27 protein-coding genes are annotated in these 25,347 nt (G+C 62.0%); 12 read left to right on the forward strand and 15 right to left on the reverse strand.

The window, feature by feature from the left end:
- Positions 1–79: 79 nt before the first annotated feature.
- A complete protein-coding gene (locus tag ACWTU8_RS22180; protein WP_065009244.1) occupies positions 80–379 on the forward strand; it encodes a DUF1236 domain-containing protein in 300 nt (99 codons plus the stop codon).
- Here ACWTU8_RS22180 and ACWTU8_RS22185 read toward each other — a convergent pair.
- Both ACWTU8_RS22185 and ACWTU8_RS22190 read right to left on the reverse strand, forming a co-directional pair.
- Positions 370–1,251 carry a transglutaminase-like domain-containing protein gene (locus ACWTU8_RS22185; RefSeq protein WP_455849843.1) on the reverse strand — a complete coding sequence of 294 codons (882 nt, stop codon included), beginning with the start codon at positions 1,249–1,251 and terminating at the stop codon, positions 370–372. The genes ACWTU8_RS22180 and ACWTU8_RS22185 overlap by 10 nt on opposite strands.
- Positions 1,252–1,342: 91 nt before the next feature.
- The gene (locus tag ACWTU8_RS22190; RefSeq protein ID WP_287338004.1) at positions 1,343–2,227 is read right to left on the reverse strand and encodes a transglutaminase family protein; all 885 of its coding nucleotides are present in this window, start codon (positions 2,225–2,227) and stop codon (positions 1,343–1,345) included.
- Between the two features lie 217 nt (positions 2,228–2,444).
- Between ACWTU8_RS22190 and ACWTU8_RS22195 the strand changes: the two genes are divergently transcribed.
- Positions 2,445–2,645 carry a hypothetical protein gene (locus tag ACWTU8_RS22195; protein WP_455849844.1) on the forward strand — a complete coding sequence of 67 codons (201 nt, stop codon included), beginning with the start codon at positions 2,445–2,447 and terminating at the stop codon, positions 2,643–2,645.
- A gap of 245 nt (positions 2,646–2,890) precedes the next feature.
- Here ACWTU8_RS22195 and ACWTU8_RS22200 read toward each other — a convergent pair whose 3' ends face one another.
- Both ACWTU8_RS22200 and ACWTU8_RS22205 read right to left on the reverse strand, forming a co-directional pair.
- Complete coding sequence (locus tag ACWTU8_RS22200) at positions 2,891–3,091, reverse strand: CsbD family protein (RefSeq protein WP_095519089.1); 201 nt, start codon at positions 3,089–3,091, stop codon at positions 2,891–2,893.
- Between the two features lie 205 nt (positions 3,092–3,296).
- Positions 3,297–3,560 (reverse strand): hypothetical protein, encoded by a 264-nt coding sequence (locus ACWTU8_RS22205; RefSeq protein ID WP_455849845.1) that lies wholly within the window; start codon positions 3,558–3,560, stop codon positions 3,297–3,299.
- 218 nt (positions 3,561–3,778) lie between these two features.
- Between ACWTU8_RS22205 and ACWTU8_RS22210 the strand changes: the two genes are divergently transcribed.
- On the forward strand, positions 3,779–4,063 hold the full coding sequence (locus tag ACWTU8_RS22210) for a DUF3606 domain-containing protein (RefSeq protein ID WP_455849846.1): 285 nt from the start codon (positions 3,779–3,781) through the stop codon (positions 4,061–4,063).
- 38 nt (positions 4,064–4,101) lie between these two features.
- On the opposite strand, the gene ACWTU8_RS22215 is transcribed toward ACWTU8_RS22210, so the two are convergent.
- The 3 genes from ACWTU8_RS22215 to ACWTU8_RS22225 form a co-directional block, all read right to left on the reverse strand.
- Positions 4,102–5,022, reverse strand: a complete 921-nt coding sequence (locus tag ACWTU8_RS22215) for a YihY/virulence factor BrkB family protein (RefSeq protein ID WP_455849847.1) — start codon at positions 5,020–5,022, stop codon at positions 4,102–4,104.
- Positions 5,023–5,303: 281 nt separating this feature from the next.
- Positions 5,304–6,038 (reverse strand): hypothetical protein, encoded by a 735-nt coding sequence (locus ACWTU8_RS22220; RefSeq protein ID WP_455849848.1) that lies wholly within the window; start codon positions 6,036–6,038, stop codon positions 5,304–5,306.
- A 158-nt stretch (positions 6,039–6,196) separates the two neighbouring features.
- Positions 6,197–6,970 carry an SDR family NAD(P)-dependent oxidoreductase gene (locus ACWTU8_RS22225; protein WP_455849849.1) on the reverse strand — a complete coding sequence of 258 codons (774 nt, stop codon included), beginning with the start codon at positions 6,968–6,970 and terminating at the stop codon, positions 6,197–6,199.
- Positions 6,971–7,175: 205 nt separating this feature from the next.
- Here ACWTU8_RS22225 and ACWTU8_RS22230 point away from each other — a divergent pair, with 205 nt between their 5' ends.
- Complete coding sequence (locus tag ACWTU8_RS22230) at positions 7,176–8,510, forward strand: NAD(P)H-dependent oxidoreductase (RefSeq protein ID WP_455849850.1); 1,335 nt, start codon at positions 7,176–7,178, stop codon at positions 8,508–8,510.
- Positions 8,494–8,652, forward strand: a complete 159-nt coding sequence (locus ACWTU8_RS22235; protein WP_455838449.1) for a hypothetical protein — start codon at positions 8,494–8,496, stop codon at positions 8,650–8,652. The genes ACWTU8_RS22230 and ACWTU8_RS22235 overlap by 17 nt, the downstream gene beginning before the upstream one ends.
- Positions 8,653–8,743: 91 nt before the next feature.
- Here ACWTU8_RS22235 and proC read toward each other — a convergent pair whose 3' ends face one another.
- The 3 genes from proC to ACWTU8_RS22250 form a co-directional block, all read right to left on the reverse strand.
- Positions 8,744–9,559 carry a pyrroline-5-carboxylate reductase gene (gene proC / locus ACWTU8_RS22240; protein ID WP_455849851.1) on the reverse strand — a complete coding sequence of 272 codons (816 nt, stop codon included), beginning with the start codon at positions 9,557–9,559 and terminating at the stop codon, positions 8,744–8,746.
- 129 nt (positions 9,560–9,688) lie between these two features.
- On the reverse strand, positions 9,689–11,008 hold the full coding sequence (locus ACWTU8_RS22245; RefSeq protein WP_455849852.1) for an O-antigen ligase family protein: 1,320 nt from the start codon (positions 11,006–11,008) through the stop codon (positions 9,689–9,691).
- Positions 10,977–11,975, reverse strand: coding sequence for a glycosyltransferase family 2 protein (locus ACWTU8_RS22250; protein WP_455849853.1), 999 nt, complete (start codon positions 11,973–11,975; stop codon positions 10,977–10,979). The genes ACWTU8_RS22245 and ACWTU8_RS22250 overlap by 32 nt, the downstream gene beginning before the upstream one ends.
- Positions 11,976–12,147: 172 nt before the next feature.
- Between ACWTU8_RS22250 and ACWTU8_RS22255 the strand changes: the two genes are divergently transcribed.
- The 3 genes from ACWTU8_RS22255 to ACWTU8_RS22265 are packed head-to-tail and all read left to right on the forward strand — an operon-like array spanning position 12,148 to position 15,049.
- On the forward strand, positions 12,148–13,320 hold the full coding sequence (locus ACWTU8_RS22255) for a glycosyltransferase (protein WP_455849854.1): 1,173 nt from the start codon (positions 12,148–12,150) through the stop codon (positions 13,318–13,320).
- A complete protein-coding gene (locus ACWTU8_RS22260; protein ID WP_455838454.1) occupies positions 13,317–14,135 on the forward strand; it encodes a WecB/TagA/CpsF family glycosyltransferase in 819 nt (272 codons plus the stop codon). Before ACWTU8_RS22255 ends, ACWTU8_RS22260 begins: the two co-directional genes overlap by 4 nt.
- Positions 14,132–15,049, forward strand: a complete 918-nt coding sequence (locus ACWTU8_RS22265) for a DUF6492 family protein (protein WP_455849855.1) — start codon at positions 14,132–14,134, stop codon at positions 15,047–15,049. Before ACWTU8_RS22260 ends, ACWTU8_RS22265 begins: the two co-directional genes overlap by 4 nt.
- A 114-nt stretch (positions 15,050–15,163) precedes the next feature.
- Here the strand turns inward: ACWTU8_RS22265 and ACWTU8_RS22270 are convergent, their stop codons facing one another.
- From ACWTU8_RS22270 to ACWTU8_RS22280, 3 genes are all read right to left on the reverse strand, one after another.
- Positions 15,164–15,463, reverse strand: coding sequence for an AzlD family protein (locus ACWTU8_RS22270; RefSeq protein ID WP_455849856.1), 300 nt, complete (start codon positions 15,461–15,463; stop codon positions 15,164–15,166).
- Positions 15,460–16,173 (reverse strand): AzlC family ABC transporter permease, encoded by a 714-nt coding sequence (locus tag ACWTU8_RS22275; protein WP_455850023.1) that lies wholly within the window; start codon positions 16,171–16,173, stop codon positions 15,460–15,462. The genes ACWTU8_RS22270 and ACWTU8_RS22275 overlap by 4 nt, the downstream gene beginning before the upstream one ends.
- Positions 16,174–16,298: 125 nt before the next feature.
- Complete coding sequence (locus ACWTU8_RS22280; RefSeq protein ID WP_455849857.1) at positions 16,299–16,745, reverse strand: cupin domain-containing protein; 447 nt, start codon at positions 16,743–16,745, stop codon at positions 16,299–16,301.
- Between the two features lie 161 nt (positions 16,746–16,906).
- Here ACWTU8_RS22280 and ACWTU8_RS22285 point away from each other — a divergent pair, with 161 nt between their 5' ends.
- Complete coding sequence (locus tag ACWTU8_RS22285; protein WP_455850024.1) at positions 16,907–18,421, forward strand: winged helix-turn-helix domain-containing tetratricopeptide repeat protein; 1,515 nt, start codon at positions 16,907–16,909, stop codon at positions 18,419–18,421.
- A 200-nt stretch (positions 18,422–18,621) separates the two neighbouring features.
- Here ACWTU8_RS22285 and ACWTU8_RS22290 read toward each other — a convergent pair whose 3' ends face one another.
- Positions 18,622–18,996 carry a hypothetical protein gene (locus ACWTU8_RS22290; RefSeq protein ID WP_455849858.1) on the reverse strand — a complete coding sequence of 125 codons (375 nt, stop codon included), beginning with the start codon at positions 18,994–18,996 and terminating at the stop codon, positions 18,622–18,624.
- A 125-nt stretch (positions 18,997–19,121) separates the two neighbouring features.
- Positions 19,122–20,417, reverse strand: coding sequence for a lipopolysaccharide biosynthesis protein (locus ACWTU8_RS22295; protein WP_455849859.1), 1,296 nt, complete (start codon positions 20,415–20,417; stop codon positions 19,122–19,124).
- A gap of 199 nt (positions 20,418–20,616) precedes the next feature.
- On the opposite strand from ACWTU8_RS22295, the gene ACWTU8_RS22300 reads away from it, so the two are divergent.
- The 3 genes from ACWTU8_RS22300 to ACWTU8_RS22310 all read left to right on the forward strand — a co-directional run bounded on the left by ACWTU8_RS22300 (position 20,617) and on the right by ACWTU8_RS22310 (position 25,252).
- On the forward strand, positions 20,617–23,112 hold the full coding sequence (locus ACWTU8_RS22300; protein ID WP_455849860.1) for a GumC family protein: 2,496 nt from the start codon (positions 20,617–20,619) through the stop codon (positions 23,110–23,112).
- 122 nt (positions 23,113–23,234) lie between these two features.
- Positions 23,235–24,134, forward strand: coding sequence for a bifunctional methylenetetrahydrofolate dehydrogenase/methenyltetrahydrofolate cyclohydrolase FolD (folD, locus tag ACWTU8_RS22305; protein WP_455849861.1), 900 nt, complete (start codon positions 23,235–23,237; stop codon positions 24,132–24,134).
- 110 nt (positions 24,135–24,244) lie between these two features.
- Positions 24,245–25,252: a GlxA family transcriptional regulator gene (locus ACWTU8_RS22310; RefSeq protein ID WP_029348464.1), complete on the forward strand. Its 1,008-nt coding sequence runs from the start codon at positions 24,245–24,247 to the stop codon at positions 25,250–25,252.
- The last annotated feature ends 95 nt before the right edge of the window (positions 25,253–25,347 follow it).

Genomic DNA, 25,347 nt, shown 5'->3' on the forward strand with positions numbered 1-25,347 from the left:
CGCCGCATCGTTCAGATAACTATGCAACCCGTCGCGGCAGCAATCAAGCACCGCAGCTGAAGGTTGCTTGGAGGCTATTATGGGTAAGCAACTTACATCGGCTGCGGCAGGCATCCTGCTGTTCGTTGGCGTCAGCGCCGCCGCCGCTCAGGACGTCATTATTCAACCCGAGCAGGACACTGTGATCCGCGAATACGTGAAAAAGAAACCAGTGGCATCACTCAGCCTTCCCGGCGTGGAGCTCAACATCGGCACACCTCTGCCCGAAACAGTCGAGCTTTACGAGGTGCCGGACGTTCAGTACCGCTACGTAGTCGTCGATGGCCGAACCGTCCTGGTCGATCCAGGTACCCGCAAGATTGTGAAGGTCTACGACTGACTTGACCCCTCACGCTGAAGCCCGTCATGCCGAAAGGTGCGGCGGGCTGACGCCTTCTCAGGCTCGGCGTGGATTTCTTCTGTGATGACTTCGAAGCGGGTGAGCCGGGAAAGACCGAAGCTCGTTGAGATAGCGACGTCATTGGCATCGCATCCCGTCGCCATCAGGATTCTGCCTATGCGAGGCTGGTTGTGCCGTGCATCGAAGGTGAACCAATGGCCGCTGAGATAGGCTTGGAACCATGCGTTGAAATCCATGGGGTACGGCATCGGCGGTATGCCGATGTCGCCGAGATAGCCGGTGCAATATCGCGCCGGAATGTTCATGCAACGGCACAGCGTGATTGCCAGATGCGCAAAATCACGACACACGCCGGCCCGGTCGGTTAGCGCGCCGTAGGCGGTCCGCATCGTGTCCGCAGCCTGGTAGTTGAAGGTGATGTGTTCGTGAACGAAATCGCAGATCGCCTGGACGCGCGCCCATCCGGGTGCGGTATTGCCAAAATTGGCCCAAGCGAAGTCGCCAAGCCGATCGGTATCGCAGTAGCGGCTGCCGAGAAGAAACCTGAGCACGTTGTCGGGCAGCTCTTTGATATCGTGCTGGACGGCGCCCGCGGCCACAGTTTCTGGCTTGCCGGTGTCATGAATTTCGAAGTTCGTTGATATCGTCGTAAGCCCCGCGGGCGCCTCTATTCTCGTGCACAAATTGCCGAAAACGTCGATGTAGCCGCGGGCTTCGACCGGGCGATCGAAGCCGATGATCTGTTCCGTCAAAAGATCGACGCGGCGTGAAGGATGGATATCAAGGACGAGCAGCATCGGTGTCGGCTGCGGACATTCGTAGGCGAGGTTGAAACCTGCGCGGATACGCATCGAAGCTCCAATGCGTTGATTAAAGCAAACTCCGGATTGCCGCGAACAGTTCCGAACACATTTAGAGGATGCTAATTTTTATTGATGCTGGTTATTTGATGCCAGCTTCCTTCACCACCTTGACCTCCACGGTCATGCCGAGAAAGTTCGACGCGCTGCCGCAGTAGCTTCCGGAAAGAGGGATGGCTTGCCCAGGATGCCTGGCCACAGCCACCCTGATAAGGTCCCGGTTGCCGACAATGCCATTGGTGGGGTCGAACTCGACCCAACCCGCGCCAGGCAGATAGACCTGGCACCAGGCATGTGTCGAACCGCCGCCGAGGACAGAAGCGCTGTCGCGGTTCGGCACATAGACATAACCAGTCACAAAACGGGCAGCAAAACCGAGCGAACGAACCGCTTCCATCATGAACAGCGCAAAGTCTCGGCATGTGCCTCGACGCAGGTGCAAGGTCATGAGAGGCGGTTGCGTCCCTGATTCAGTTCGACGGGAATACACAAAGCTCTCATGGATGGCGTAGCAAAGTGTCATCAGCAATTTGCCCGTCTCGGTGTGGCCTCTGGCGCTCACGAACTGTCGTGCCCATTTGCCGATCTCGTCGCCGTCATCGAGATGATGGCGCTCGATGGTTTGGGTGAGGTCGGTTGCCTCGTCGGGATCATAGGAAAATGGATAGCTGAGTGCTGCCTCATCGATACGGAAATCAGGCGCATGCTGCGGCGTGTGATCGAGCCGAATGTCTGTCACGAAACGCAGTTCGTCGCCGGAACCCTGGAAGTCGATTACCGCAACGCAGTTTCCAAAAACGTCATGGATCCAGCCAACCTCTTTCGGCTCGGGGTCCACCAACAAGGCATGATCGAGAAGTCGCTGATCGAAACTATCGCGCGGCCTGAACATCAGCCGATGCTCGCCGAACGTCACCGGTTGCGTGTAGCGATAGACGGTCGTGTGCTTGACTGAAAAGATCGGCATTGGCTTGCGTCGACCACCTGCGATATCAGCGCAATCATATATCTTTTTCGATGTGCAGCGGACAAAATGGAGTCTTTCGCCTCGACGCGCCGTATCAGGCGGTCGTCCACCGTAGGCCTTTTGCAATCTCCAATTGGTAGACTCTCTCAACGCCCCGTAAGTTAATCATTGCGCCCGGAGGGGCCAAGGCGAGGAACGTCGCAAACGGGAGGAAGCAATGAACGAAGACTACGGTCCGGCCATAGACCACGACAAGCCTTACGAAATAGCTGCTTTCGCTAAAAAGCATGGCCTTACGATAAGGGCTGCCGAACTGATCCTTTTCGCCTATAGCCCGTCCCGAGCGGCGTGCGATACTGCCGCAACGGCTTTCCTCGCGGCCGTCGCCGCACAGGCCAAGAGACAATCGGCGCGCTAGCTCTCGTTCCGAAGATCCTGGAGCGACGGCTGGTGCAGAGCAACCCGCCACCGTCGCATTTAGTCGCCCGCCGCTCATTTCGGAGCGGCGGGCTTGGAGCATTTGCAGCCAAGTGGAATCAATGGCGTCGCAGAGATGCGGCTAAACAAATAGATATAGCGAAATGCCCAGTTCAATTCGAACCCAACCCGCTCTAGGATTGTCGAAGCTGCGCCGATCGAGGGTGCAGCCTCGATGCTGGACGCTCAGGTGAGGCTTCTGGACCAGTCGTCTATCTGGCGCTCTGCCTCTTCCTTGGCGATTCCATACCGCTCCTGAATGCGTCCTGCGAGTTGGTCACGGTTGCCCTCGATGCGATCAAGGTCATCGTCGGTAAGGTCACCCCATTGCTCCTTGGCCTGGCCTTTGAACTGCATCCATTTTCCCTTGATTTGATCCCAGTTCATGAATTCCTCCTTTGTTGTGTAGAGGAAATGCAACTGGACACCACATGTTCCCAAACAGCGCATCGTCCGTGACGATTATTGCCCATGACGATTACCCTTGGCGACGCAGCAAAAAGCCGCCGGCCGGAGCCAGTGGCGCGGATTGGAGCAGGATAAGACGATCCGCGTCTGAAATCACACTCGACGGAAAGGTCCCTCAGCCGGATCAGCTGGCGCGCGCCAAGGCGATCGATATGACGTTGTCTGCATCCGCCCCCGGTAGATCGAACAGCATTGGAAGCTGGCGGGTCATGGCCATTTCAACGATCAACTCTTCGATGGAAGCTGTCGGCAGATCGGTCTCGATACTATTCGAGATCATCGAGGCAAGCTTGTGGACTGGCACTGGTGCCGACTTCGCACGGTCGTCGAGCAACCTGCTGATTTCGATTACAACGTCGGCGTCAATGCTCTTTGGCAATTCGCGCATGGCTTTTCCTCCCTGCCCATATCATGCGCGTGCCAGAGGGCTGAGTCTCGAAAAATCTGCATATGGCTCAAAAGCGCGCCGGTCGGGTTGCTTTGGCCGGGCGTTCGGGCCTGCGGCGAAAAAGCGAAGCGCGCTGGTGTCGCATGCGGCAACGAATTCGCCGGTTTTGCGTTGGCCAATCATACATCGTGCGCAAACGTGACCAAAGGAGAGTAAGCATGACAGCCGACGCGGCGAAGCTCTATCCCCGCCACCGGGATCGGATCTCCGGCAGCGAGGATTATGTAGTAAGGTATTTTGCCCGGCAAAACGGCATCACCCCTGCGCAAGTCCATCAGTTGATCAAGAGATATGGAAGCAACCGCGCCAAGCTGGTGGCCGCGGCGAAGGAACTTCGCACGTCGCTTCGCCCGGACGTCCCCAAGACCATGCTCGCCTCGGGCCGCCGCGCCGGACGTCTCAGCGCTGGTGTTGATGCCAGAAATGGCTTAAAGCCGTGGTAAGGAGACAGCCGAAAACAATCCCGCCGAGGACTTCGTTCTCAGACTTTTCGATCCTGGCCGGCGTCGCCGGCATCTGTTCGCGATTTACTTGCTTCAATGGTCGCCTCCAGATCGGATCGGCTGCCGTATCGAACCGAGTAGGCTCGTGTAAATTCGGCGCCCAACAGAAAGATCTCGGACGAGTAAAAGACCCACAGCAGCACGACGAGCAGCGCACCGGCTGCGCCGTATGACGATGCGACGGCGCTAGTTCCGATATACCAGCCGATCAGCGATTTGCCGATGGTGAAGAGGAACGCCGTTACTATGGCGCCGACGCCAACGTCGCGCCATTGCAGGGCACGGTCGGGCAGGACCTTGTAGATTGCCGCGAACAACAGCGCGATCAGGGCAAACGAGACGATCTCGTTGATTGCGCTCAGGATAAGGGTGCCAAAGGGCAGATATGCGTTGATGATATCTCCAAGCGCCGAAATTGCAGCGCTTACGACCAGGGACACCAGCAGCAGAAATCCAAGTGCCGCGACGAGACCGAGGCTGGCAGCGCGTGCCCGCACGAGCCGTGAAATCGACGTGCCAGCCGGTTTGACTTTCCAGATCTCGTTCAGGGCGACCTGCATTTCGCCGAATACGCCGGATGCGGTAACCAACAGCGTGACGAGCCCCAAAATGCTGGCAAGAGTTCCCGCCTCTTTGTGTGACGCGTTCTCGATTGTCGCTTGCAGAAGCTCGGCGCTCTGCGGACCCATCAGCCCCGACAACTGGGCCGAAAGCGCCAATTGTGCCGCATCGTTTCCGAAGGCCATGCCAGCGATGGCGACAACGATGAGTAGGATCGGAGCAAGCGAGGTCGTGGCATAAAACGCCATCGCTGCCCCGTGGCTCAGGGCATTGTCATTGATGAAGCCGAGGATGCTCTCCTTAACGAGTGTCCAGCCCTCTTTCGCCACATTCCACATGTTTTGCCTCACCTGCTCTCAAGCAAGTAGAGGCAACACGGCAGCGGACCAGAGTGTGGCAGGTCGCAAACCTGCGAGATTAGCCGAAGCCTCCCCTCCACTTCGTCATCCCAGAGCGGAGCAAGGAGCGAAGCGACGCGGCACAGACCCTGGGATGACGAGGCCGTGGTGGCCTGTGGCTAATCGCAGACGCTGGAGACTTGCAGCTGAAGGCCGATCGGCAGCGAACGTCTACAGTCGCTTCAGGCTCAGTCTAAGAACCAACCCTCTGTGCAGAGGAACTAGGTGACGGGCCTTGGGTTGTTTGGCGTGATCTGTCCCGAGGCCCTCTTTGTGAGACCATCCTGCGTCGGGAAGGCCGAGAACGCCGCGATGGCAAGGAAGATCGGAATCCCCAATTCGAGGATTTCCTCGAACACTGTGGAGGTATAGATCCGGGTGAGGTGGATGCCGAGAAATGTGAGATTTGATGGCGCCCCGTCGATGACCTTGGAAAGGACGGCGCAGCCGACAGCTGCGGCAATGGCCACGGCAGTCGCCTCGCCGTGGCGAAGCCCGTGCACAAAGCTACGGAAGCCGTTCTTCAGGAGCAAATAAAAGGCAATGCCGAGGGCAATAACGACCGTCGCGCCGATTAGCTTTTCCAACAGCTGAACGTCAGGCGAGATATAGAGGCTGGTCTTGGTGATGTTGTGGGTGGTGAAATGCGCATGAAAGTCCAGCTCGCGCAGGCACATCGCGATCAGGATGGCGACAAGGTACCACCGCTTGAGCAGGTCTCGATAGGACATTTCCCGGACAAGCGTTGCCACGACGATCAGGTAGCCTGCGACCGAGAAGACTTCAATTGGACCGCCTTCGCTGAGGTAAAACTTCCGTATGTCTTCGGGAAAGAAAGCGAGCGGCAGGGCGATGAGAAAGACGAGCACCAGCAGGGCAAGGCCCATTTGGTTGAAATAGTGGCCTTTGCCGTAACCGGTCTTTCTTTCGCTCCACGCCATATCTGTCTCGCCCATCTGTCTTGTGCCGACTCTCTATTGATCGTGATTTCACTCAATTTGAAAGACTGGGCCATTGTCAAGTTGCCGTTCCGTAATGCCTGGCCGCTTGCCGGCGCTCTGACGGCATGACTGTGGCGAGCTAGTCGGGGCCAGTGCGGAGACGACCCATTCTCTCACGCCACCGACCAGCCGCCATCCACCAGTATATTCGCGCCGGTAATCATCGACGCTGCCGGCGAGGCGAGGAACACCACGGTTCCCGCGACATCGATCGGGTCGCCGATGCGGCCGAGCGGGATGTGCCCGAGCACATGGGCATGAAAGTCCGGATCGGCGAGCGAGGGCCGTGTTCCGTCGGTCCAGATGAAGGTCGGCGCGACGCTGTTGACGGTGATCTTGTGATGCGCCCATTCGGCCGCGAGGCAACGGGTGAGGTGGTTTATCGCCGCCTTGGACATGCAGTAGATCGCTTCGCCCTTCAGCGTCACCGTGCCGGCTTGCGAGCTGATATTGATGATGCGCCCGGATTTTGCCGCGATCATCAGCCGTCCGACCGCCTGGGTGGTGAAGAAGGTCCCCTTGAGGTTGACGTTCACGGTGAGGTCAAAATCCGCTTCGGTCACGTTCTCCGCGAGGTTTTCCGGCCCAAGCCCGACATTGTTGACCAGCACGTCGATGCGACCGAAGGCGGCGTGGGCGTCGGCGACAGCTTTTCGCACCGTCGTCAGATCGGTGAGGTCCATCTGTACCGCCAGCGCGCGCCGGCCGATGCGCTGGATCTCGGCAGTGATATCCGCGCCGTCGGCAGCGCTGCGCACGCCAACGATCATGTCGGCGCCGGAGCCGGCGCAGGCGAGCGCGCAAGCGCGCCCGATGCCGCGCGACGCGCCGGTGACCAGCACCACCTTGTCAGCCAGATCGAATTTCGGTGTGAACTCGTTTGTCACTTCAACCTCCCCTGAAAATCCCATCGGCACGCGCCGCCCCCGATAGGATGGTCTCTTCATCGCTAGACACTATCTGGGCGGAAGATTATCCGCTCGCAGTGCGAAAGCCAGCCACAAGAAATTGCCGACGGCGGCCGGTTTCGTTGGCAAAAGGTCACCATTCCCTGCTATTTCCCCCTTCAAATCAAAAGCAGTGGACTTGCGCATGACCAATGTCGCCCTGACCGGGCTTGCCAGCGATCTCGCCAAGCGCGCCGCGGAAGGCCGTCCGGTGCGCATCGGCGTCATCGGCTCCGGCGAGATGGGCACCGACCTGGTGACGCAAGGCATGCTGATGCCGGGCATTTCGGTGTGCGCCGTCTCGACCCGCCGCCCCCACACGGCGCGTGATGCCGTCCGCATCGCCTATGGCGACGAGGCGATGGCACGGGAGGCCGATACGCCGTCGAAGGTCAGCGAGGCGATCGAGAGCGGAAAAATAGCCATCACGTCGAACGAGATGCTGGTCACCAATCCGCTCATTGACGTCATTATCGACGCCACCGGCAAGCCCGGCGTCGCCGCCGATTTCGACCTGATGGCGATGGAGCACGGCAAGCATCTGGTGATGATGAATGTCGAAGCCGACGTCACCATCGGCTGTTATCTGAAACAGCAGGCCGACCGGCTTGGCGTTGTCTATTCGGTCGGTGCCGGCGACGAGCCGTCGAGCTGCATGGAGCTGATCGAGTTCGCCTCTGCGCTCGGCTATACCATCGTCTCGGCCGGCAAAGGCAAGAACAACCCGCTCAATCACGACGCCGTGCCCGACGACTATCGCGCGGAAGCGCTGCGTCGCAACATGAACCCGCGCATGCTGGTCGAGTTCGTCGACGGCTCGAAGACCATGGTCGAGATGTGTGCCATCGCCAACGCCACCGGGCTGGTGCCCGACATTGCCGGCATGCACGGCCCCAAGGCCAATCGCGATGAATTGGCCAAGGTGCTCATCCCGCGCGCCGATGGCGGCATCCTGTCGCGGAAGGGCGTCGTCGACTACACCATCGGCAAGGGCGTGGCGCCCGGCGTCTTCGTCATCGTCGAGGCGACGCATCCGCGCATCATCGAGCGCATGAACGACCTGCATATCGGCCACGGCCCCTATTACAGCTTCTTCCGGCCGTATCATCTGACCTCGCTGGAAGTGCCGTTGACCGCCGCGCGTATCGCGCTCTATGGCAAGCCGGACATGGTGCCGCTGCCGAGGCCCGTCGCCGAGGTCTGCGCCGTGGCCAAGCGCGATCTCGCCGCCGGCGAGATTTTCGATGCGATCGGCGAGACCTGCTACCGCTCCTGGACCATGACTGTCGAAGAGGCTCGCGCCAACCGCGCCGTGCCAGTCGGCCTGCTCGAAAGCGGCAAGGTGCTGAGACCGGTCAGGAAGGGCGAGCTGCTGACATCAGACAATGCCGCACCCGACCCGACGACCAGGCTTTTCGCCTTGCGCCGGCTGCAGGACGAGATGCTGTACGGAGATTTGGGAAGTGATCGAGGTGCCTGAATCCGAATTGAAGCGGGAAAGTGGCCGCATTCCTCTGGCCGAACGACTCGCAGCCATTGCCCACGATCTCATAGCCGGAGAGGGCAAGGACGGCCGGCCTGTGAACAAGGATGATATCGACGAGTTGTGGGGACATCCCTGATTTAGCCGACTCTCTGCGTCGTCGCGGTTCTAACCGAGCGACCAGGGAACGACTTTTCGCATACCGATCTCGCGTAATCCGCAGTCCGCCATTACTTCCCCAACTCGATCGACCGCAGCCGCGCTGCTTCCACCGCTTCGGTGAGCAGATGGATCAGCCGGTCCCCGCCCATCAGCACGGCAAGTGCGGCGGCCGTGGTGCCGTTGGGGCTGGTCACCTGCTGACGCAGCACGCCCGGCGGCTCGCCGCTTTCGGCGGCGAGCGAGGCGGCGCCATAGACCGTCTGCATGGCGAGCAGCCGGGCGGTCTTTGTTGGCAGGCCAGCCTTCTCGGCAGCCACAGTCAGCGCTTCGATGAAATGGAAGACATAGGCGGGGCCAGACCCTGACACCGCCGTCACCGCGTCCATCAGGCCTTCGTCGTCGATATCAGTCACTTCGCCGCTCGCCGAAAGCAGATCGGCAACGAAACGCTTGGTGTCGTTGGAAACCAGTCGGTTGGAAAACACCACCATCATGCCCTTGCCAATGGCCGCCGGGGTGTTGGGCATGCAGCGCACGATCGGCGCGCGATTGCCCCAGATGGCCTCGAACGTGGCGAGCGGCGTTCCGGCGGCGATGCTGAGGAAGGTCGTGCGGCCATCATTGAAGCGCTTGTACGCGGCGGTCACGTCGCGGATCACTTGCGGCTTCACCGCAATGACCACGAGGGCCGGCACCGCGTCCGCCGGAATACCGCCGGCCTCCGCGGCAGCACTGCAGCCGAGCGCTTCGGCACGCTTGCGCAGATCGGCATTCGGCTCGACCACGAAGACCGCCGCCGGGGGGAGCTTGCCCGATTTCAGCCAGCCCGAGAGCATGGCGTAGCCCATATTGCCGCAACCGGCGAGAACAAGCCTGATCGTCATAGAAAACCTCCGCTAGAGGATCGGACGCAAAAGTGGGTACCGGTTTTGGGGAAATCCGATGCTCAAACAAAAAGATGGCTTCCCATAGACGTTCGTGGCGGGGCGGGGAAGCCCTGTTGGGACGGAGGATCAGCACGGACCACGAACCGCCATCGGCCGCAGCGACACCTGCCTGAGGCCGAACATGCCGAACACGAAGAACAGCCAGACCGGGTCGGCGCGACGGAAGAAGAAGCTTTCGAGGAAGGCGTTCAGCGCGGCGAACAGCACCACCATCATGAAGAAGTCGCCGAGATAGATGTTTTCCTTGCGCAAGGGGATGCGCAAGTAATCGCGCAGCGGCGCGATCAGGAATGTGTAGACTGCCACGCAGAGCGCCGGGATGCCCATCAGCACGGCGATGTCGAGATAGCCGTTATGGCCGTGCACGATGGTTCTGATGTCCCAGGCCCGGTCGAAGGGCTGGTCCTGGTTCAAGAGCAGCGGCGTGCCCCAGAAGCTCTCGAAGCCGTAGCCGGTCCACGGCCGCTTCGCCAGCATCTCGCCGGCGAACTCCCACAGCGTCGTGCGTCCGGTGTAGGTCAGGTCGGGGAAATAGAGTGCCGCCAGATGCTTCACCGGCGGCAGGAAGACGATGCCCAGCGTGCCGATCGCCGCGGCGATGATGGCCAGCGCGAACAGGATCGGCGTCCCGAGCCGCATGCCGATCAGGCTCGGCAGCACGACGATCAGGATCGAAAACGGCACCAATCCGGCCGTCGTCTTGGAACCGGTGTGCAGCATGAAGATCATCGCCGCGCAAAAGATTGACGCGCCCCAGAGCCGCTGTCCGCGCCGGTAGAGGTACAGCCCGGCGAAGCTGAAGCAGGCCATGACAGGACCGGCGATGTTCTTGTGGGTGAACACGCCGCGCCACAGGCCGGCATGTTCCGGCTCCAGCGAATCGGTGGTGTGCAGCGCCTCGTGCGGAAAGACGATGAGCCCGATATAGGACAGGCCGATGACGACGACGATGGTGAAGATGATGACTTTCGAGAAAGCCTCGGCGTCGCGCGGAAGCGCCAGGATTGTCGCGATCGTCAAGATGCCGATCAGCGTGAAGGAAGCGGCGCGCATGGCCGACGGCGGGTCCGTTGCCATCACCACCGACAGCACGAAGAAGCCCAGCATCAGCAGCCAGGACGGGCTGAGCAGCGAGCGTACCACGCGCGGGTCGGCGAAAGCCAGCAGTGAGAAGATCGAGATGGCGCCGAGCGAGCCGAAGCCGAGCTGGTTGACGATGTCGCCGCCGTCGCCGGTCATTTCGGCGCCGGCCGGCTGGAAGGGACGGAACGACACCAGGATGACGGTGAACAGCAGCGCCGCGATCGCGGTCGCGACGCCGTCGCGTGTGAACGCCGCGCTGAGCGGCGCGCGTTCAGTTCTTCTCAGGCTGCCGGTATTGCTCATTGGCGTATCCGAATTCGGCAAGCACGCGGCCGACAGCTACATGGATGGGGTATAAGGCCGTCGCCAATGACCCCGTCCGCGCCAGCCTGGCCGCGCCGCGAAATGGCGAGGCGGCAAGCAGCGCCAGGCTCTTCAAGAAAACCTTGGTGCCGGCGAACGGCGTGCCGGCCCGTTTCTTCTTCTCGACCAGTGTCGAGATGACACCGTTGCGCAGGCTGCGGGCACGGATCCAGTCGGCTTCGACGCGCCGGGCCGGGACGCTTTCGCGCACTTGCGCCTCGGCGCACCAGCCAAGCACAAAGCCTCTCTGTGCGGCCCGGCTCAGGAAATCGGAATCGCCGCCGCCCATAAAGTTGAATTTCAGGTCGAGGAAGGGCGGCCCCATGGCGGTCAGCACGTAACGCCCAACCAGCAGATTGCCGGAGGAATAGAGCGCGGGCACACGCCCGGTCTCCCGGTAGGGTGGCGCAAAGACCGGATGCTCGGCCCATCTGGCATGGGCCGCGTCGGCAAACACAGGCCTTTGCGGGCCGCCGACGATGTCGGCACGGAGCGTCTCGGCCGCCTTGCACATGCGCTCGAGCCATTGTGGATCGGCGATCTCGTCATCGTCGATGACCAGCAAGTGCCTGAAATTTGGAAAATGCAGGATCGCCATCTGCCAGCCGGCATTATAGGCGCTGCAATTGCCGCGCTCATGTGCAATGATGACCATGCCTGATATCTCGCCGCGCTCGAACAGCGGCAGCGCCGCTTTGGCGCCGGCGCGCGCCTCGGCCTCGTTCTCAATGACGATGATTGCGAACCGTCTGCCGGTGTCCTGGGCCTTGAGCGACGCCAGCGTCGCCAGCAGCTGCTCGGGCCTTTTGAATGTCGGCAGCGTCACGACCGCCTCGACGGCCGTCGTGACAAGTCCCGGAGAGCGCCCTGCGATCGATACCGAATCGTCCGATGGCAATGGGATCATGTGTTCAGCCCGGGATGGTGAGTTTGGTTCTCGATAGCATCGCGACGATAACGTTTCGTTAATCACCTTTCGCGGACGAGCCTGCAAATCCGCAACGCCGAGCCACCAAATACCTTCACTTAATCAACGCTTCACCGCGCTTTGCTAGCTGGGTCAGCACTGGATAGGTGAGATGCATCTGCTGTTCGCCACATCGATCGTGCCCGACGGGGCTCTTGCCTCGGGTTATGAGATCGCCAATGCCGCGATCATCGCCGCGTTGCGGCGGGCCGGTGTGCGCGTCACAGTGATCGGCTTCACCTGGCCGGGCAAGCCTGCGAGCGATCCGCAAAACGCCATCGTGCTCGGTGCCGTCGATGTGCGCACCGAAAGCGCGTCATCGCTGCAAAAGCTCGCCTGGGTTGCAAAGGCGATGCTCTCCGGCCTCACTTTCGCGTCGGTCAAGCTGCGCGCGGTCACCGACAGCGAGGTCCGCGCCGCCGTCGAACGCGCTGGCCCTTTCGACGGCTATGTCTTGAATTCCGTGCAGTTCGCCGGCGCCTTCGAAAGGCTGTTCGCCGACCGGCCGTCGATCTTCGTCGCCCACAATGTCGAGCATCGTTCGGCGCAGGAGAACGCCGCTGCCGCGGGCGGCCTTTTGCAGCGCTTGTTGTTTCGCCGTGAGGCCAGGCTGCTCAAGGCCATGGAAGAACGCTTCTGCAGCCGGGCACGCTTCGTCCTCACGCTGGCCGAGGAAGATCGCTCAGCACTCGGCGTCGCCTCCGATGACCGTTCGGCGGCGCTGCCGCTGGTCACTTGCGCCGAAGCGCCCGTGCAAAACGAACCGCGCCGTATCGATTGCGATGCGGCGCTGATCGGTACCTGGACCTGGCAGCCGAACCGCATCGGCCTCGATTGGTTCCTGAAAAAAGTGGTGCCGCATCTCAGGCCCGATTTCCGGGTCAGGATTGCCGGCGGCGTGCCATCGGGCCTCACGTCCGCGCATCCCGGCGTCGAGTTCGTCGGGCGCGTGACGGACGCGCAGGCTTTCGTGCGGGGTGCCGCCGTCATCCCGCTGATCAGCACCTCCGGCAGCGGCGTGCAGCTCAAGACCGTCGAAACCTTCGAACTCGGCCTGCCTTCCGTCGCCACCAGCCATTCGTTGCGCGGCATCGACCATCGCCCGGTCAATTGCGTGGTGACCGATGATCCGGTCGCCTTCGCCGGCGCCCTGGAATCAGCAGTGGCCGATGTCAGGGACGTCGACGGCAGCGGTTTCCACCGCCGGCAGGTGAAGGCGCTTGATGCCGCAATCAGGCTCGGCCTGGAAAAGCTCGGGCCCGTCAGCCAGGAGGTGTTTGCGTGAATATGCACACCGCCCGCGCCGCTTTCGGGGTCGACACTTTGAAATCGATCCTGGGCATCTCGGTCCTTGCCATCCGCTGGGACGACGCGGTCGTCCTGCTGACACGGTTGATTGCTGAGCGGCGCTTCACCAAGGTCACCTTTCTCAACGCTCACAACGCCAATGTCGCCTATACGGACCCGGTCGTTGCCGAGGCGCTCGACGATTTTCTCATCCTGCCGGACGGCGTCGGCGTCGATCTGGCGGCGAAACTGCTTTACGGGGCGTCGTTTCCGGACAATCTCAACGGCACCGATTTCATCCCTGCCTTTCTGCAGGCGTCCAGCAGGCCGCTGACCGTGGGGCTGCTCGGCGCGACGCAGGTCAACGCCGAAGCGGCGTCGAAGAAGCTGGCGGCGCTCGCGTTGCAGCACCGATTCGTGGTCATCCATGACGGTTATTTCTCTTCCGCCGAGGAGCCGGCGATCGTCGATCGCATCGCCAGATTGAGACCGGACGTGCTGCTTGTCGCCATGGGCGTGCCGCGCCAGGAATTGTGGATCGCGCGCCATATCGACGCGCGCCACTGCACGTTGCCGATCGCCGTCGGCGCGCTGCTCGACTTCATGAGCGGCACGGTGCCGCGGGCGCCGCTGTGGATGCGCCGGCTCAGGCTCGAATGGCTGTTTCGGTTGTGGATCGAACCGGGCCGTCTCTGGCGCCGCTATGTGGTCGGCAATCCGGTGTTTCTGTGGCGCGTCATCGGCCAGAAATTTTTGGGCCACCCCGCGCTTGCCAGAACTCGCCCTGGAGCAGGCCCCGGAGCAAGCCGTTGAACAGCCGGTTCGTGCCGAGCCCTGAGACCGATGTCCTTCGCCAGACGCCGACGGCGGCGATCGTGACGGCAAGCTATGCGCCGGATTTGGAGCGTTGCCGCCTGCTGTGCGACACCCTCGACCGCTGCGTTTCCGGCGTGGCGCACCACTATCTGCTTGTCGAGCATCGCGACGTGGCACTGTTTCGTCAGCTGGAGAACAGCCGCCGCACGGTCGTCGACGAGCGGGACCTGTTGCCGCGCTGGCTGCACGCCTTCGACGATCCGATCAGCCTGTTTCGCCGGCGCATCTGGCTCAGTCTGAAGACCATGCCGCTGCGCGGCTGGCATGTGCAGCAGCTTCGCCGCATCGCGATATCAGCGCACGCCGGCGAAGACGTGCTGGTCTTCTGCGATTCCGACGTGGCCTTCCTCAAGCCTTTCGACTGCAGCGCCTTCTGGCGCGATGGCAAGGTGCGGCTGTTCCGCCGCGACGGCGTGCTGTCCGGTGAAGGCCATGAGGAACATCGCATCTGGTCGCGCAATGCCGGCTCGGCGCTCGGCATCGAACCATCAGAGGTTTCCACCCACGATTACATTTCGACGCTGATTGCCTGGCGCCGCGAAACCGTGACGGCGATGTGCTCGCGAATCGAGAAGGTCCACGCGCGCCGCTGGGTCGAAGTCGTCGGCGCGGCGCGCAAATTCTCCGAATGCATGATCTACGGCCGCTATGTCGACGACGTGCTCGACGGTGCCGGCCATTTTCACGGCTCGGAGGAGTTCTGCCGCGTCCACTGGACGGGCGAAGCGCTGTCGGATGACGAGTTCCGCCGCTTCGTCGCCGCCATGGCGCCGGAACAGGTGGCCATCGGCATGCAGTCCTTCATCGGCACCGATATCGGCCGCATCCGTCGCCTGATCGGGCTCGATTAGCCCTAGGGTCAAACCCGATCGCTCTGAACCACCGGGTTTGACCGATAGTGTTCTCTAATGGATCAAGGGCGGCGGCTCAGAAAATCCCGAAGCGAAGCTCGCTTATAAAGCCCTCTAACCGAGGAAGCTCCGCAGACTGCCCGCCGATAGAATTGCGATGATGACGGTGGGAAGGATGGACATCCTTGTGGCTGCGACCATGGTGACCGCAAGCGCGATTATATCCGCGGGATGACCTGTCACGAAATCGGGGGCAATGACCGTTATCAGAACGCAGCCTGGCGCGCTTTCCATGACCATTCTGGTCCGCGGACCAAGGGTCCGGTTGCGCAGGAAGACGTAACCGCCGATTCGCGTCAGATAGGTGACAGATGCCATCAGCAGGATGGCAAGGAGATACATCGGGTCGATCATGACGACCTCGCCCAGAAGAATGCGGCCACGACACCCGACAGCGCGCCGGCCGGCACATACCAGGCGCCCGGCACGACAAGATACGTCGCTGCTGCGACGAGCAAACTGACAAGCCACGGCAAGGCCGCCGAAACGCCCTTCCACATGCCCGCAAGCATGACGAGGAACACGGCGGGAAATGCCATGTCGAACCCGTAGCGGGTGACGTCGCCCAGCACGGGGCCGACAAGCGCGCCCACTGTCGTGAAAGCAACCCACGTCAGGTAAAGGCCAAGTGAAACGCCGAAATAATATCCACGGCTCAAGCTCGTGCCCGACTTTCGCGCATCGGCGAGCCCCATGGCCCAGCTCTCGTCGCACATGAAGAACAGGACCAGGAATGCCTTGCGCTTGGGCAGATGCCGGATCAAAGGAGCTAGCGCCGCCCCCATGAGAAGATGACGGCTGTTCACCAGGAAGGTGATCGCGATGATCAACAGCACATGGGGTGGTGACGTCCACAATTCGACCGCGGCGAACTCCGAACCGCCGCCGAAGTTGAGGCCCGTCATAAGAGGCACTTCGAGCGCAGTGAATCCTTTTTGAGCTGCTTGCGAACCGAGGACCAGCGCGAATGGGATGAAGCCGAGCATGACAGGAAACGACGCCTGCAGGCCGCGCCAGCTTTGGTGCTGGGTGCGCTCCGGAACGGAGGCCTCCGCCACATCCAAGTTGCTCATCTCTTTCAGTCCTTTTTCTCCGCGCCTGCCCATTCCGGGCAGCTCCGCCTTACCGACGGCGGAGGCATCGGATTGTCATGGCAGGCTTTCCCAGGCGTTCGGCGTTCTGACCGCGGCTACGGCGCGCGATCATCCATCTCGGGGTACAGCACGACACTTTCCTGTGCGGTCGGCTCGTTGCGCGCGCCGATGAAGACAGCCGGCCTCCTGCCTCGATTGACAGCGACGTGCAGCACGTTGGCTGGGATGTAAAGGTAATCGCCGGCATGCACGACATCCCGATACTGGAGTTCGTCCCCGCTCCGTATCTCCAACTCGTCTCCGCTCAACATGTAGAAGGCCGACTCATGGCGCTCATGGACATGGGCCTTGGTGCGCTGCCCGGGCGGGAGCGTGACAATACCCAACCACAAAGCCATTGCTCCAACCGTCTCCGAGCTTATTCCCGGCAGATAGTCCGATCCCTGGGCGGCCCGATAGGCCGCACCACCCTTGACAACCATAGCTTTGGTGCCGGCGGCCGCGGTCGTACCTGCTGCCGTCCGCTGTATCGACATCGTCATGGGGGCCTCCATTGTGCTAGTCTCGATCAACATGGCCAAGAGGATGACGAGACGACCGGCCAAAGTCCTTAAAGGGGAGGCGAAAAGTTCCGAATTCTTCCGAATCCGGTGAAGGCGGCGTAACATCGCGCCGCTTCGCGTTCGGCCCGTTCTTGCTTGACATGCAGTACGGCACGCTCATGCGCGAGGGAAAGCCTGTCGCGATCGGTCACAAGGGCTTCTTGCTGCTTCACGCCTTGGTGCAGGCAGCAGGGCAAGTCTTGAGCAAGGCGGCGCTCATCGAGGCGGCCTGGCCCGATACCATTGTCGAGGAGAGCAACCTGTCGGTGCAGATTGCAGCACTGCGCAAGCTCCTCGGGCCACAACCGGACGGCAGCGAGTGGATCGTCACAGTCTCCCGCACTGGGTATCGTTTTGCCGGCCACGTGCGCGTGCTGGACGCCGCGGCCGGCAGCAACCCTTCCGCCCTCCAGCAGCCGGCCGCCTTTCCCGAAAGACCGTCCATTGCGGTCCTGCCATTTGCCAATGTAAGCGACGACAAGGAACAGGCGTACCTTGCCGACGGCATCACCGAGGACGTCATCACCGCGCTGACGCGGTTCCGGTGGTTTCGGGTGATCGGGCGCAATTCCAGTTTCGTCTACAAGGACAAGTGCCTCGGCTCCAAACAGGTCGCCGGCGAGCTCGGCGTCCGTTACGTGCTCGAAGGAAGCGTGCGCCGATCCGGCTCGCACGTCCGGGTGTCGGTGCAACTGGTCGATGCGGCTTCCGCCAGCCAGATCTGGGCCGAACGATACGAGATGGAACTGGCGGAGGCATTTGCCGTTCAGGATGCCATTGCCGAACGGATCACCGGCGCGATCGAGCCCGAACTGCTCAAGACGGAGTCGCTTCCGGCCGGTGCCCGCCACTCCGGTAATGTGACTGCCTGGGACGTGGTGCGGCAAGGTACCTGGCATTTCCACCACGTCGGCCAGAAAACGCATCTGAGAGCGCGGGAGCTGTTCCGCGAGGCGTGCAGGCTCGACCCCGACCTTGCGGAGGCCCATCTCTGGCTCGGCCGTGTGAGCGCCGGCATCGTCGCCTATGGTTGGAGCGACAGACCGTCGGAGGACATCAGGGAAGGTCTGGCCGCCGCCTTGGTGGCGGTCCGGCTCGATGAGAAGAATCCCTATTCGCATTATGCGTTGGCCATCTGCAGCGCGTACGCCAACGCGCCCGAACAGGCCGTTCTCGCCGCAGAGAGGGCGGTCGAGATCAGCCCGAGCTTCGCCCTTGGCCACCTTGTCCTGGGGATGGGGCAGCTCTTCCGTGGGAGCGCATTCGAGGCGATAGCACCGCTCGAACGCGGCTTGATGTTAAACCCCTACGATCCGCAGAACTTCGTCTGGCTTAATCTGCTGGCACTCGCTTACCTGTTCAATGGCCGAGCAAATGAGGCGCTTGCGGCGGGAATCAAGGCCCGGAAGGTTCGCCCTTCCTGGCGGCCCATCCGCGAAACGCTTGCCTGCTGCTATGTTTCGCTCGGGCGCTTGCCGGAAGCCCGATCATGCGTCGAGCAGATGCGCGACATGGATACTCCGTCAGGTGACGCCATGGCGCCGCTGAGACTCCGCAGTCCTCACTGGGCTGAGGAGATAGCGCTTCTGCTAAAGGAAGCAGGGCAGTCAGTATAAAGGCTTTTTAAAGGGCTCCAATCATTTGCGCCATCTTCCCTTCCGGCCTTCGAAAGACGCAAGAGGGAGTGAGCTATGGGCCCAGCCTGTGTGGAGCGCGATGATTTGGTAAAGTGATTCCCGATCAGCGAGGGCAGCGTCCCACGGATCAGGAAATGGCGCAAAGCCGCCTCAGCACCTTCCCAACGGACTTCCTACCCTTATCCTAGATCCGGCATTTTTCGAGTGAGCGACCAATCTCGGGCCATAACTTCGATGGCGTCGTCTCGAAAATAGAACAAGAAATGCCGTGAATTCGGACTGTCCGGCGATAGAACCTCCCAATCAAGGTCGTTGATTGCCAGGCTGTCGCCGGTCACCTCGTAGAACTCCCCCCATTTTGGAGCCTGATTGCTGTAACGGCCTTCACCTGCAAACCACGCGTGATCGTTTGTGGCGTCCCATCGCCAACGACTACAGCCAACGAAGCGAAGCGTTGCTATCTCTCCCCCTCTGGCGTCGTAAGCCCATGGGTTCAAAAGAAAGGAAAGCTGGACTGTGTCGCCGTCGACGGTCAGCTCTACGTTGGGGAGCATTAGGCTCGGCGTTCCAGTCAGGGTTCAGGTGCCGGAAAGATAACTCGGTCATGCAGCGATCTTGCATGTCGAGAAGGCAACTTTCCACCCCGTCTCGGCATGGCGGCAGCCATCTGAGTTTGATCCTAGACCGGCTTGGCCGGCTTGCGCATCGCCGAATAGGTGAGCAGCGTCGAGGCGAGATAGAGCAGCAGGAAGACGACATTGAGCGACAGCACCAGATCCGGCGTGTCCAGGATCGTGGTCAGCACATAGGTCAGCAGGACCGCCTTCAGCCCGGCAAGCAGGGCCAGGTTGATCGCCCGCACCAGTGTCTGGCCGCGCGCGAACAGGAGCTCGGCCTGGTATTCGACCAGATTGCGCAACCCAGGCACACAGATCGCCAGCGCCACCAGAGGGGCGGCCTCCGCGACATTCTTGCCCAGCGCGTTGGGGAAGAAATGCAGCACGATGGCAAGCGCCGCCAGCGCCAGCGTCGAGACCAGGAACACGCCGCCTTCTATGCCGCTCTTGACCGAAAGGCGCGACAGGAGTTCCGGCGCCCGCATCATGCGCTGTACCAGCATCATCGAAAAGGTGCGGATCGGGATCGCCGTCAGGTCGACCAGCCGCATGATGATCGAATAAATACCGGCCAGGTGCGGCCCGCCTATCGCCAGCACCAGGAGCTTGTCGAATTCCATCTGCAGGTAGAACAGCACCTCTGCGCCGGCCACGTAGATGGAATCGGCGAGCCGCCTGATATAGAGCGCCAGCCGCAGCCGCAGCCTCTGGCGCGGATAGAAAAATGCGAAGGCGAGCAGCAGCGAGGCGGCGTTGGCGCCGATATAATACCAGGACCAGACATCTATGGTCGGCTGCGGCGCGAACATGAACAGCACGGCGCCGAGCGCCCGCAAGGCCGTCGCCAGGATCGTCAGCAAGGCGGCGCGGCCGAACTTGCCGAGACCGTTGTTGACGATCAGCGCGACCTCGACCGGCCGCCACAACAGCGCCTCGGCAAACACGACCGCCGCAAAGACCGATAGCGGCACGGTGCTGGCAAAGAAGACCAGGTAGACGCTGTAAGAGGCGGCAGCCAGCAACGGCAGCGATATCACGCCAAGCAGCAGGAAGCCGGCCGTGAAGGTGCCGATCAGATTGGGGCGGATGGTGGCAGTTCGGTAAAGCGCCGAGATGAAACCGAAGGCCAGGATGCGTGACAGCATCACGCCGGCCGCCGAAGCGGTGGCGAACATGCCGAACTCGGCGATGGACAGCGTGTTGGCCAGCGAGATGAAATAGGCCAGCGAAAACACCAGCCGCCCGCCCGCGCCGCTGATCGCCGAAAGATAGTCGCGAACCAGCCCCCGTCGCTCGGCCACGAAAGCGCCGATCCGGGCGAGGGGCCGCCTTTGCGGGATGTCACCAGCCTGAGTCATGTGTCGGAGACAGCATAGGCTGGAAAGTTTAACGCGCGGTTCGGAACGCTTTCGTCGCGTTCAAGAAAGACACAACCGAAGAGGGAAACCTCGTCTTCAAGGCAGGGAAATTAACCTTTTGTTTCCTATGCTTGTTTAGCGTGGCTTAACGAATGGCTGACCGCGCGCGTCCAAGCCGCCAAGGGCAAGCTCCACGATAATGGTCGACAGGCAAAACCGTGAAGATTGGAGGCGCGAGCGGTCCTTGCTGGCGCTCGGCCGGGCGATGCGCGGCGAAGAAGAAGCTGAGCCATCGCTGGTTTCGATCGGGGATCGGGCAGACCCGTCATGGCGCGAAGATGCCGCGACGCGCCATCGTCTCGCGCGCCTGCGCCGCGAGGGGCGAGCGCATCCGGAACTCTCGGCAACCCCGGAGCCCTCGGCGATTCCGGAACGCCCGGTAATTCCGGAATTCTCGGCAAACGATGAAACAAGCCAGTTTCAAGCCGAGGATGCATCCGCTTCGGCCGCCCGGATATCGCCAGAGGCGGACGAGGCCGTTGAAGCGGACCGTGCGGAAGCCAGGCCGCGGGAGGAGCCGGTTTCTCCCGGTATTTCCGAGGACCGCCGTTCCGATGCCGATCCTCGATATGCCGCGTTCGATCCTCGATATGCCGCGTTCGATTCTCGGTCCGCCGCGTTCGATCCGCGATACGCCGCGGTCGAGCCTCGATACGCCGCATTTGAGCCGAGATACGCCGGTGACGAGCAGCGGTCTTTCCGTGAGGACGACGACGGATGGAAGCCGTTGATCGATCCGATGCAGGTCGTCCGCGGCATCGCCAGGTCGAAGCTGCTGATCGTCGCCATGACGATACTGGGCGCCACGCTTGGCGTCGCGATCGCGCTGTCGACGCCGAAGAAATACGAAGCCACCGCAGAGCTGATCGTCGACCCGCGCGACCTGAAACTCACTGACCGCGACCTCACCCAATCGGTGGTAGCGTCCGACGCCACGCTGGCCATCGTCGAAAACCAGGTTCGCGTGCTCACCTCCGGTACCGTTCTCAACAAGGTCGTGGACAAGCTCAACCTCGTCAGCGATCCGGAGTTCAACGGGCAAGGTTCCGAGGGCCTGGGCGTGATGACGCTCATCCGATCGATCCTGTCGCGCAATGACGGGCCGGGTGCCGATGAGAGCCGCCGCCGCGCGCTGGCCGTCGCCAATCTGGCGGAGAGCCTTTCGGTCGAGCGCGGCGGCAAGACCTTCGTCATCTCCGTCAGCGCCACCACGCAAAATGGCGAGAAGTCGGCTCTCATCGCCAATACGATGACGGACGTCTTCCTGCAGACCTTCGGTCAGATCCAGTCGGACACCGCTGGCCGCGCGACCAACGAACTGACGGGCAGGCTCGACGAACTGCGCAAGGGCGTGGAAGTGGCCGAGCGCAAGGTCGAGGATTTCAGGGCCGCGCACGACCTCGTCGACGCGCAAGGCCATCTGATCAGCGACGACGAGATGCTCAAGCTCAACCAGCAGCTTGCCATCGCCCGCGCGCGCACGCTGGAACTCAACGCCCGCGCGGCGTCGGCGCGCTCGATCGACGTGAATTCGGTTCTGAGCGGCACCTTGCCGGAGGAGATCAACTCCAACACCATGAGCGAATTGCGCTCGCAATATGCGACGCTCAAGCAGGAGGCCGACCGCGCCGCGATCCGGTTTGGGCCGCGCCATCCCGAGCTCCAGGCGCTCAATGCCCAGCTTGCCGGTTCGCGCGAGCGTATCGCCGGGGAACTGCGTCGCATCGGCTCGTCGCTGCAGGTCGACCTCAGGCGCGCCGTGCAGCTCGAACAGGATCTGGCCTCCCGGCTGGCGCAGTTGAAGGTCCGCAGCGGCGACGTCAACAGCGATCTGGTCACGTTGCGCGAACTGGAGCGCGAGGCCGCCGCCAAACGCTCCGTCTATGAACAATACCTTCTGCGCGCCAAGGAAACCGGCGAGCAGAAGGACATCAACACCGCCAACATCAACGTGATCTCCAGGGCCTTCGCCCCGCTCGAGCCGAACGGACCGTCGCGCGCCGTGACGGTGCTTGCCGGCCTGCTGGCGGGCCTCGCCTCTGGTGTCGGCCTTGGCGCCATGCGCGGCGCCTATGCGAGCCTGCGCGATACCGCCAATTCGCGGCCGCGCCGCCGGACGGACGAGCACCGTTTTGAAGACAAGGCATACCAGGCGTCGCCGCCGCCCGTTCCGCCAGTCGAGGCCACCAGGCATTCAGGTCCGATTAATGCGCTGCTGTCGGCGGTGAGCAGGATCGTGCCGCGCAAGGCGCGCAGCGAAGCCTCGCGTTCCAGTGACTCACCGGCCAATGGCGCATCCGCAGTCGCCGGAGGCGCAAAGCGGGATCCGGTCAAGCAGCAAGCGATGTACCCGGCCCTGCCTATGCAGGCGTATGCGCAACCGCCGATGGGCTATCCCTGGCAGATGCAGCCGCCGCCGGCCGGCTATCCCTATCCGCCGGCCATGATGACGCCCCATGCCGGGCCTTATCCGCAGCAGCAGTCCGCCTATCCCCGAGCCTCGTCGGACGACGCAAATCAGGCTTCGAAAGCCGCCGAACAGCAAGCCTCCATCGAAGAAATCCGAGCCAGCCTGCGCGAATTCCGCGAAGCGGTTCGCGAACTCACCGAAAGCCGATCGCGGCGCTATTTCTGAGCGCCGGATAGAATAAAAGCCGTCGGTTTCGAGTTAGCGGCATAAGACGGCGCTTTGACGGGATTGCCGGGTCGGATTTTCGTGAAAATGCCGCCCGAAGTAGAACGATGTTGAGGGTGTTCATGGCCGAGTTGATTGACGGAAAGAATGTCGCCGAAGACGTGGTGCGGCGCGTCAAGGCCTTGGCGATCGAACTGATGGAAAAGGGCGCGCAGAAGCCCGGTCTCGCAGTGGTCATCGTCGGCGAGGATCCGGCGAGCCAGGTTTACGTCGCCTCCAAATCCCGCATCGCCAAGGAATGCGGCTTTCATTCGGTCCAGCACACGCTGCCGGCCGAGATCTCCGAACAGGAACTGCTTGATATCATTGGCGAACTCAACGCCGATCCCGGCATCAACGGCATCCTGGTGCAGCTTCCGCTGCCTGGCCATATCGACGCGGGCAAGGTGATCCAGACCATCGCGCCGCAAAAGGATGTCGACGGCTTCCACTTCATCAATGTCGGCAAGCTCGGCACCGGCGAACTGGAGACGGCGTTCGTGCCTTGTACCCCGGCCGGCTCGATGCTGCTGATCGAGCGTGTGCGCGGCAAGGATCTTTCCGGGCTCAATGCGGTGGTCGTCGGCCGCTCCAATATTGTCGGCAAACCGATGGCCAATCTTCTGCTTGCCGCCAACTGCACCGTCACCATTGCGCACAGCCGCACCAAGGACTTGGCTGCACTGGCGCGCACCGCCGACATTCTCGTTGCCGCTGTCGGCAGACCTGAAATGATCAGGGGCGACTGGGTCAAATCAGGTGCCACTGTCATCGACGTCGGCATCAACCGCATCGCGGCGCCCGAAAAGGGCGAAGGCAAGACCCGCCTCGTCGGGGACGTCGCCTATGCGGAAGCGGCGACGATGGCCGGCGCCATCACGCCGGTGCCTGGCGGCGTCGGACCGATGACCATTGCCATGCTGATGGCCAACACGCTAGCTTCTGCCTATCTCGCGGCCGGATTGAAACGGCCGTCTTTCTGAACCTGGAAAGCCGCAGCTTTGCCGAACCTCACTGTTCCCCGAGCATTTTGCAGCCAAGTGGGATCACTTGGCGTTGCATAAATGCGGCTGAAATAAAGAGATAGAGCGGGATGCCCCACTCGACCCAAATGCATCCCGCTCTAGAGCGGCCGGTCGCGAACGATCTTGTTCAAGGCGGCCGGCAGTTCGGGTTCCTGCTGGTCGACAAGTTTTCCATGTTCTCGCTGGCCGCCGCAATCGACACGTTCCGGTCGGCGAACCGGCTGCTCGGCCACGACTTCTATGGCTGGACGACGGTGTCGGCCGACGGCGATGCCGTCATGGCGTCCAACGGCCTGCCGCTCAAGATCGACTATGCCGTCGCCGATCTGCCGCCGGTCGATATCCTTTTCGTCTCGGTCGGGCTGACGACCGAGTTTCCCGGCAAGAGCAAGGTGCTGGCGGCGCTGCGCAGCTGGGGCCGGCGCGGCAACGCGCTCGGCGCACTGTCGGTCGGCTCCTATCTGCTCGCCGAGGCAGGCCAGCTCGAAGGCTATCGCTGCACCATCCACTGGGAAAACCGCGCCGGCTTCGTCGAGCGATTTCCCGACATCAACTGCACCGGCAATGTCTTCGAGATCGACCGCAAGCGCTACACCTGCGCCGGCGGTACCACCTCCATCGACCTGATGCTGGAGATCGTGCGCGGCGATTTCGGCTCGAGCCTCGCCAACGGCGTCGCCAACCAGTTCCAGCACGAGCGCATCCGCTCCGCCGGAGACCGCCAGCGCGTCGGCCCTGAGCGCGACCTGACCGGCAAATCAGAAAAGCTGCGGCGCATCGTCGAGCTGATGGCCGACCATCTCGACGAGCCGCTGTCGGCGGTGCAGCTCGCCAAATCGGCCGGCCTGTCGGTGCGTCAGGTCGAGCGGCTGTTCCTGCGACACCTCACGGTGACGCCCGGCCGCTATTACATGCGGCTCAGGCTCGAGCGGGCGCGCGAATTGCTGCGCCAGACCAACATGCCGATCCTCGACGTGGCGATCGCCACCGGCTTCACCTCACACTCCTATTTTGCCCAGAGCTATCGGCTGCAATTCGGCCGGCCGCCTTCCGAGGAGCGGCGCACGACATATTGACTTGGTCTAGCTCAGGTTCGTGGCCGACCCTCCCACGCCCGGCGCCCGGGCTTGTGTCCCGACGCGGCGTCAAATAGCTTCCCCGGACTGGCGGC

This window comes from Mesorhizobium sp. BHbdii (genome assembly GCF_053848045.1).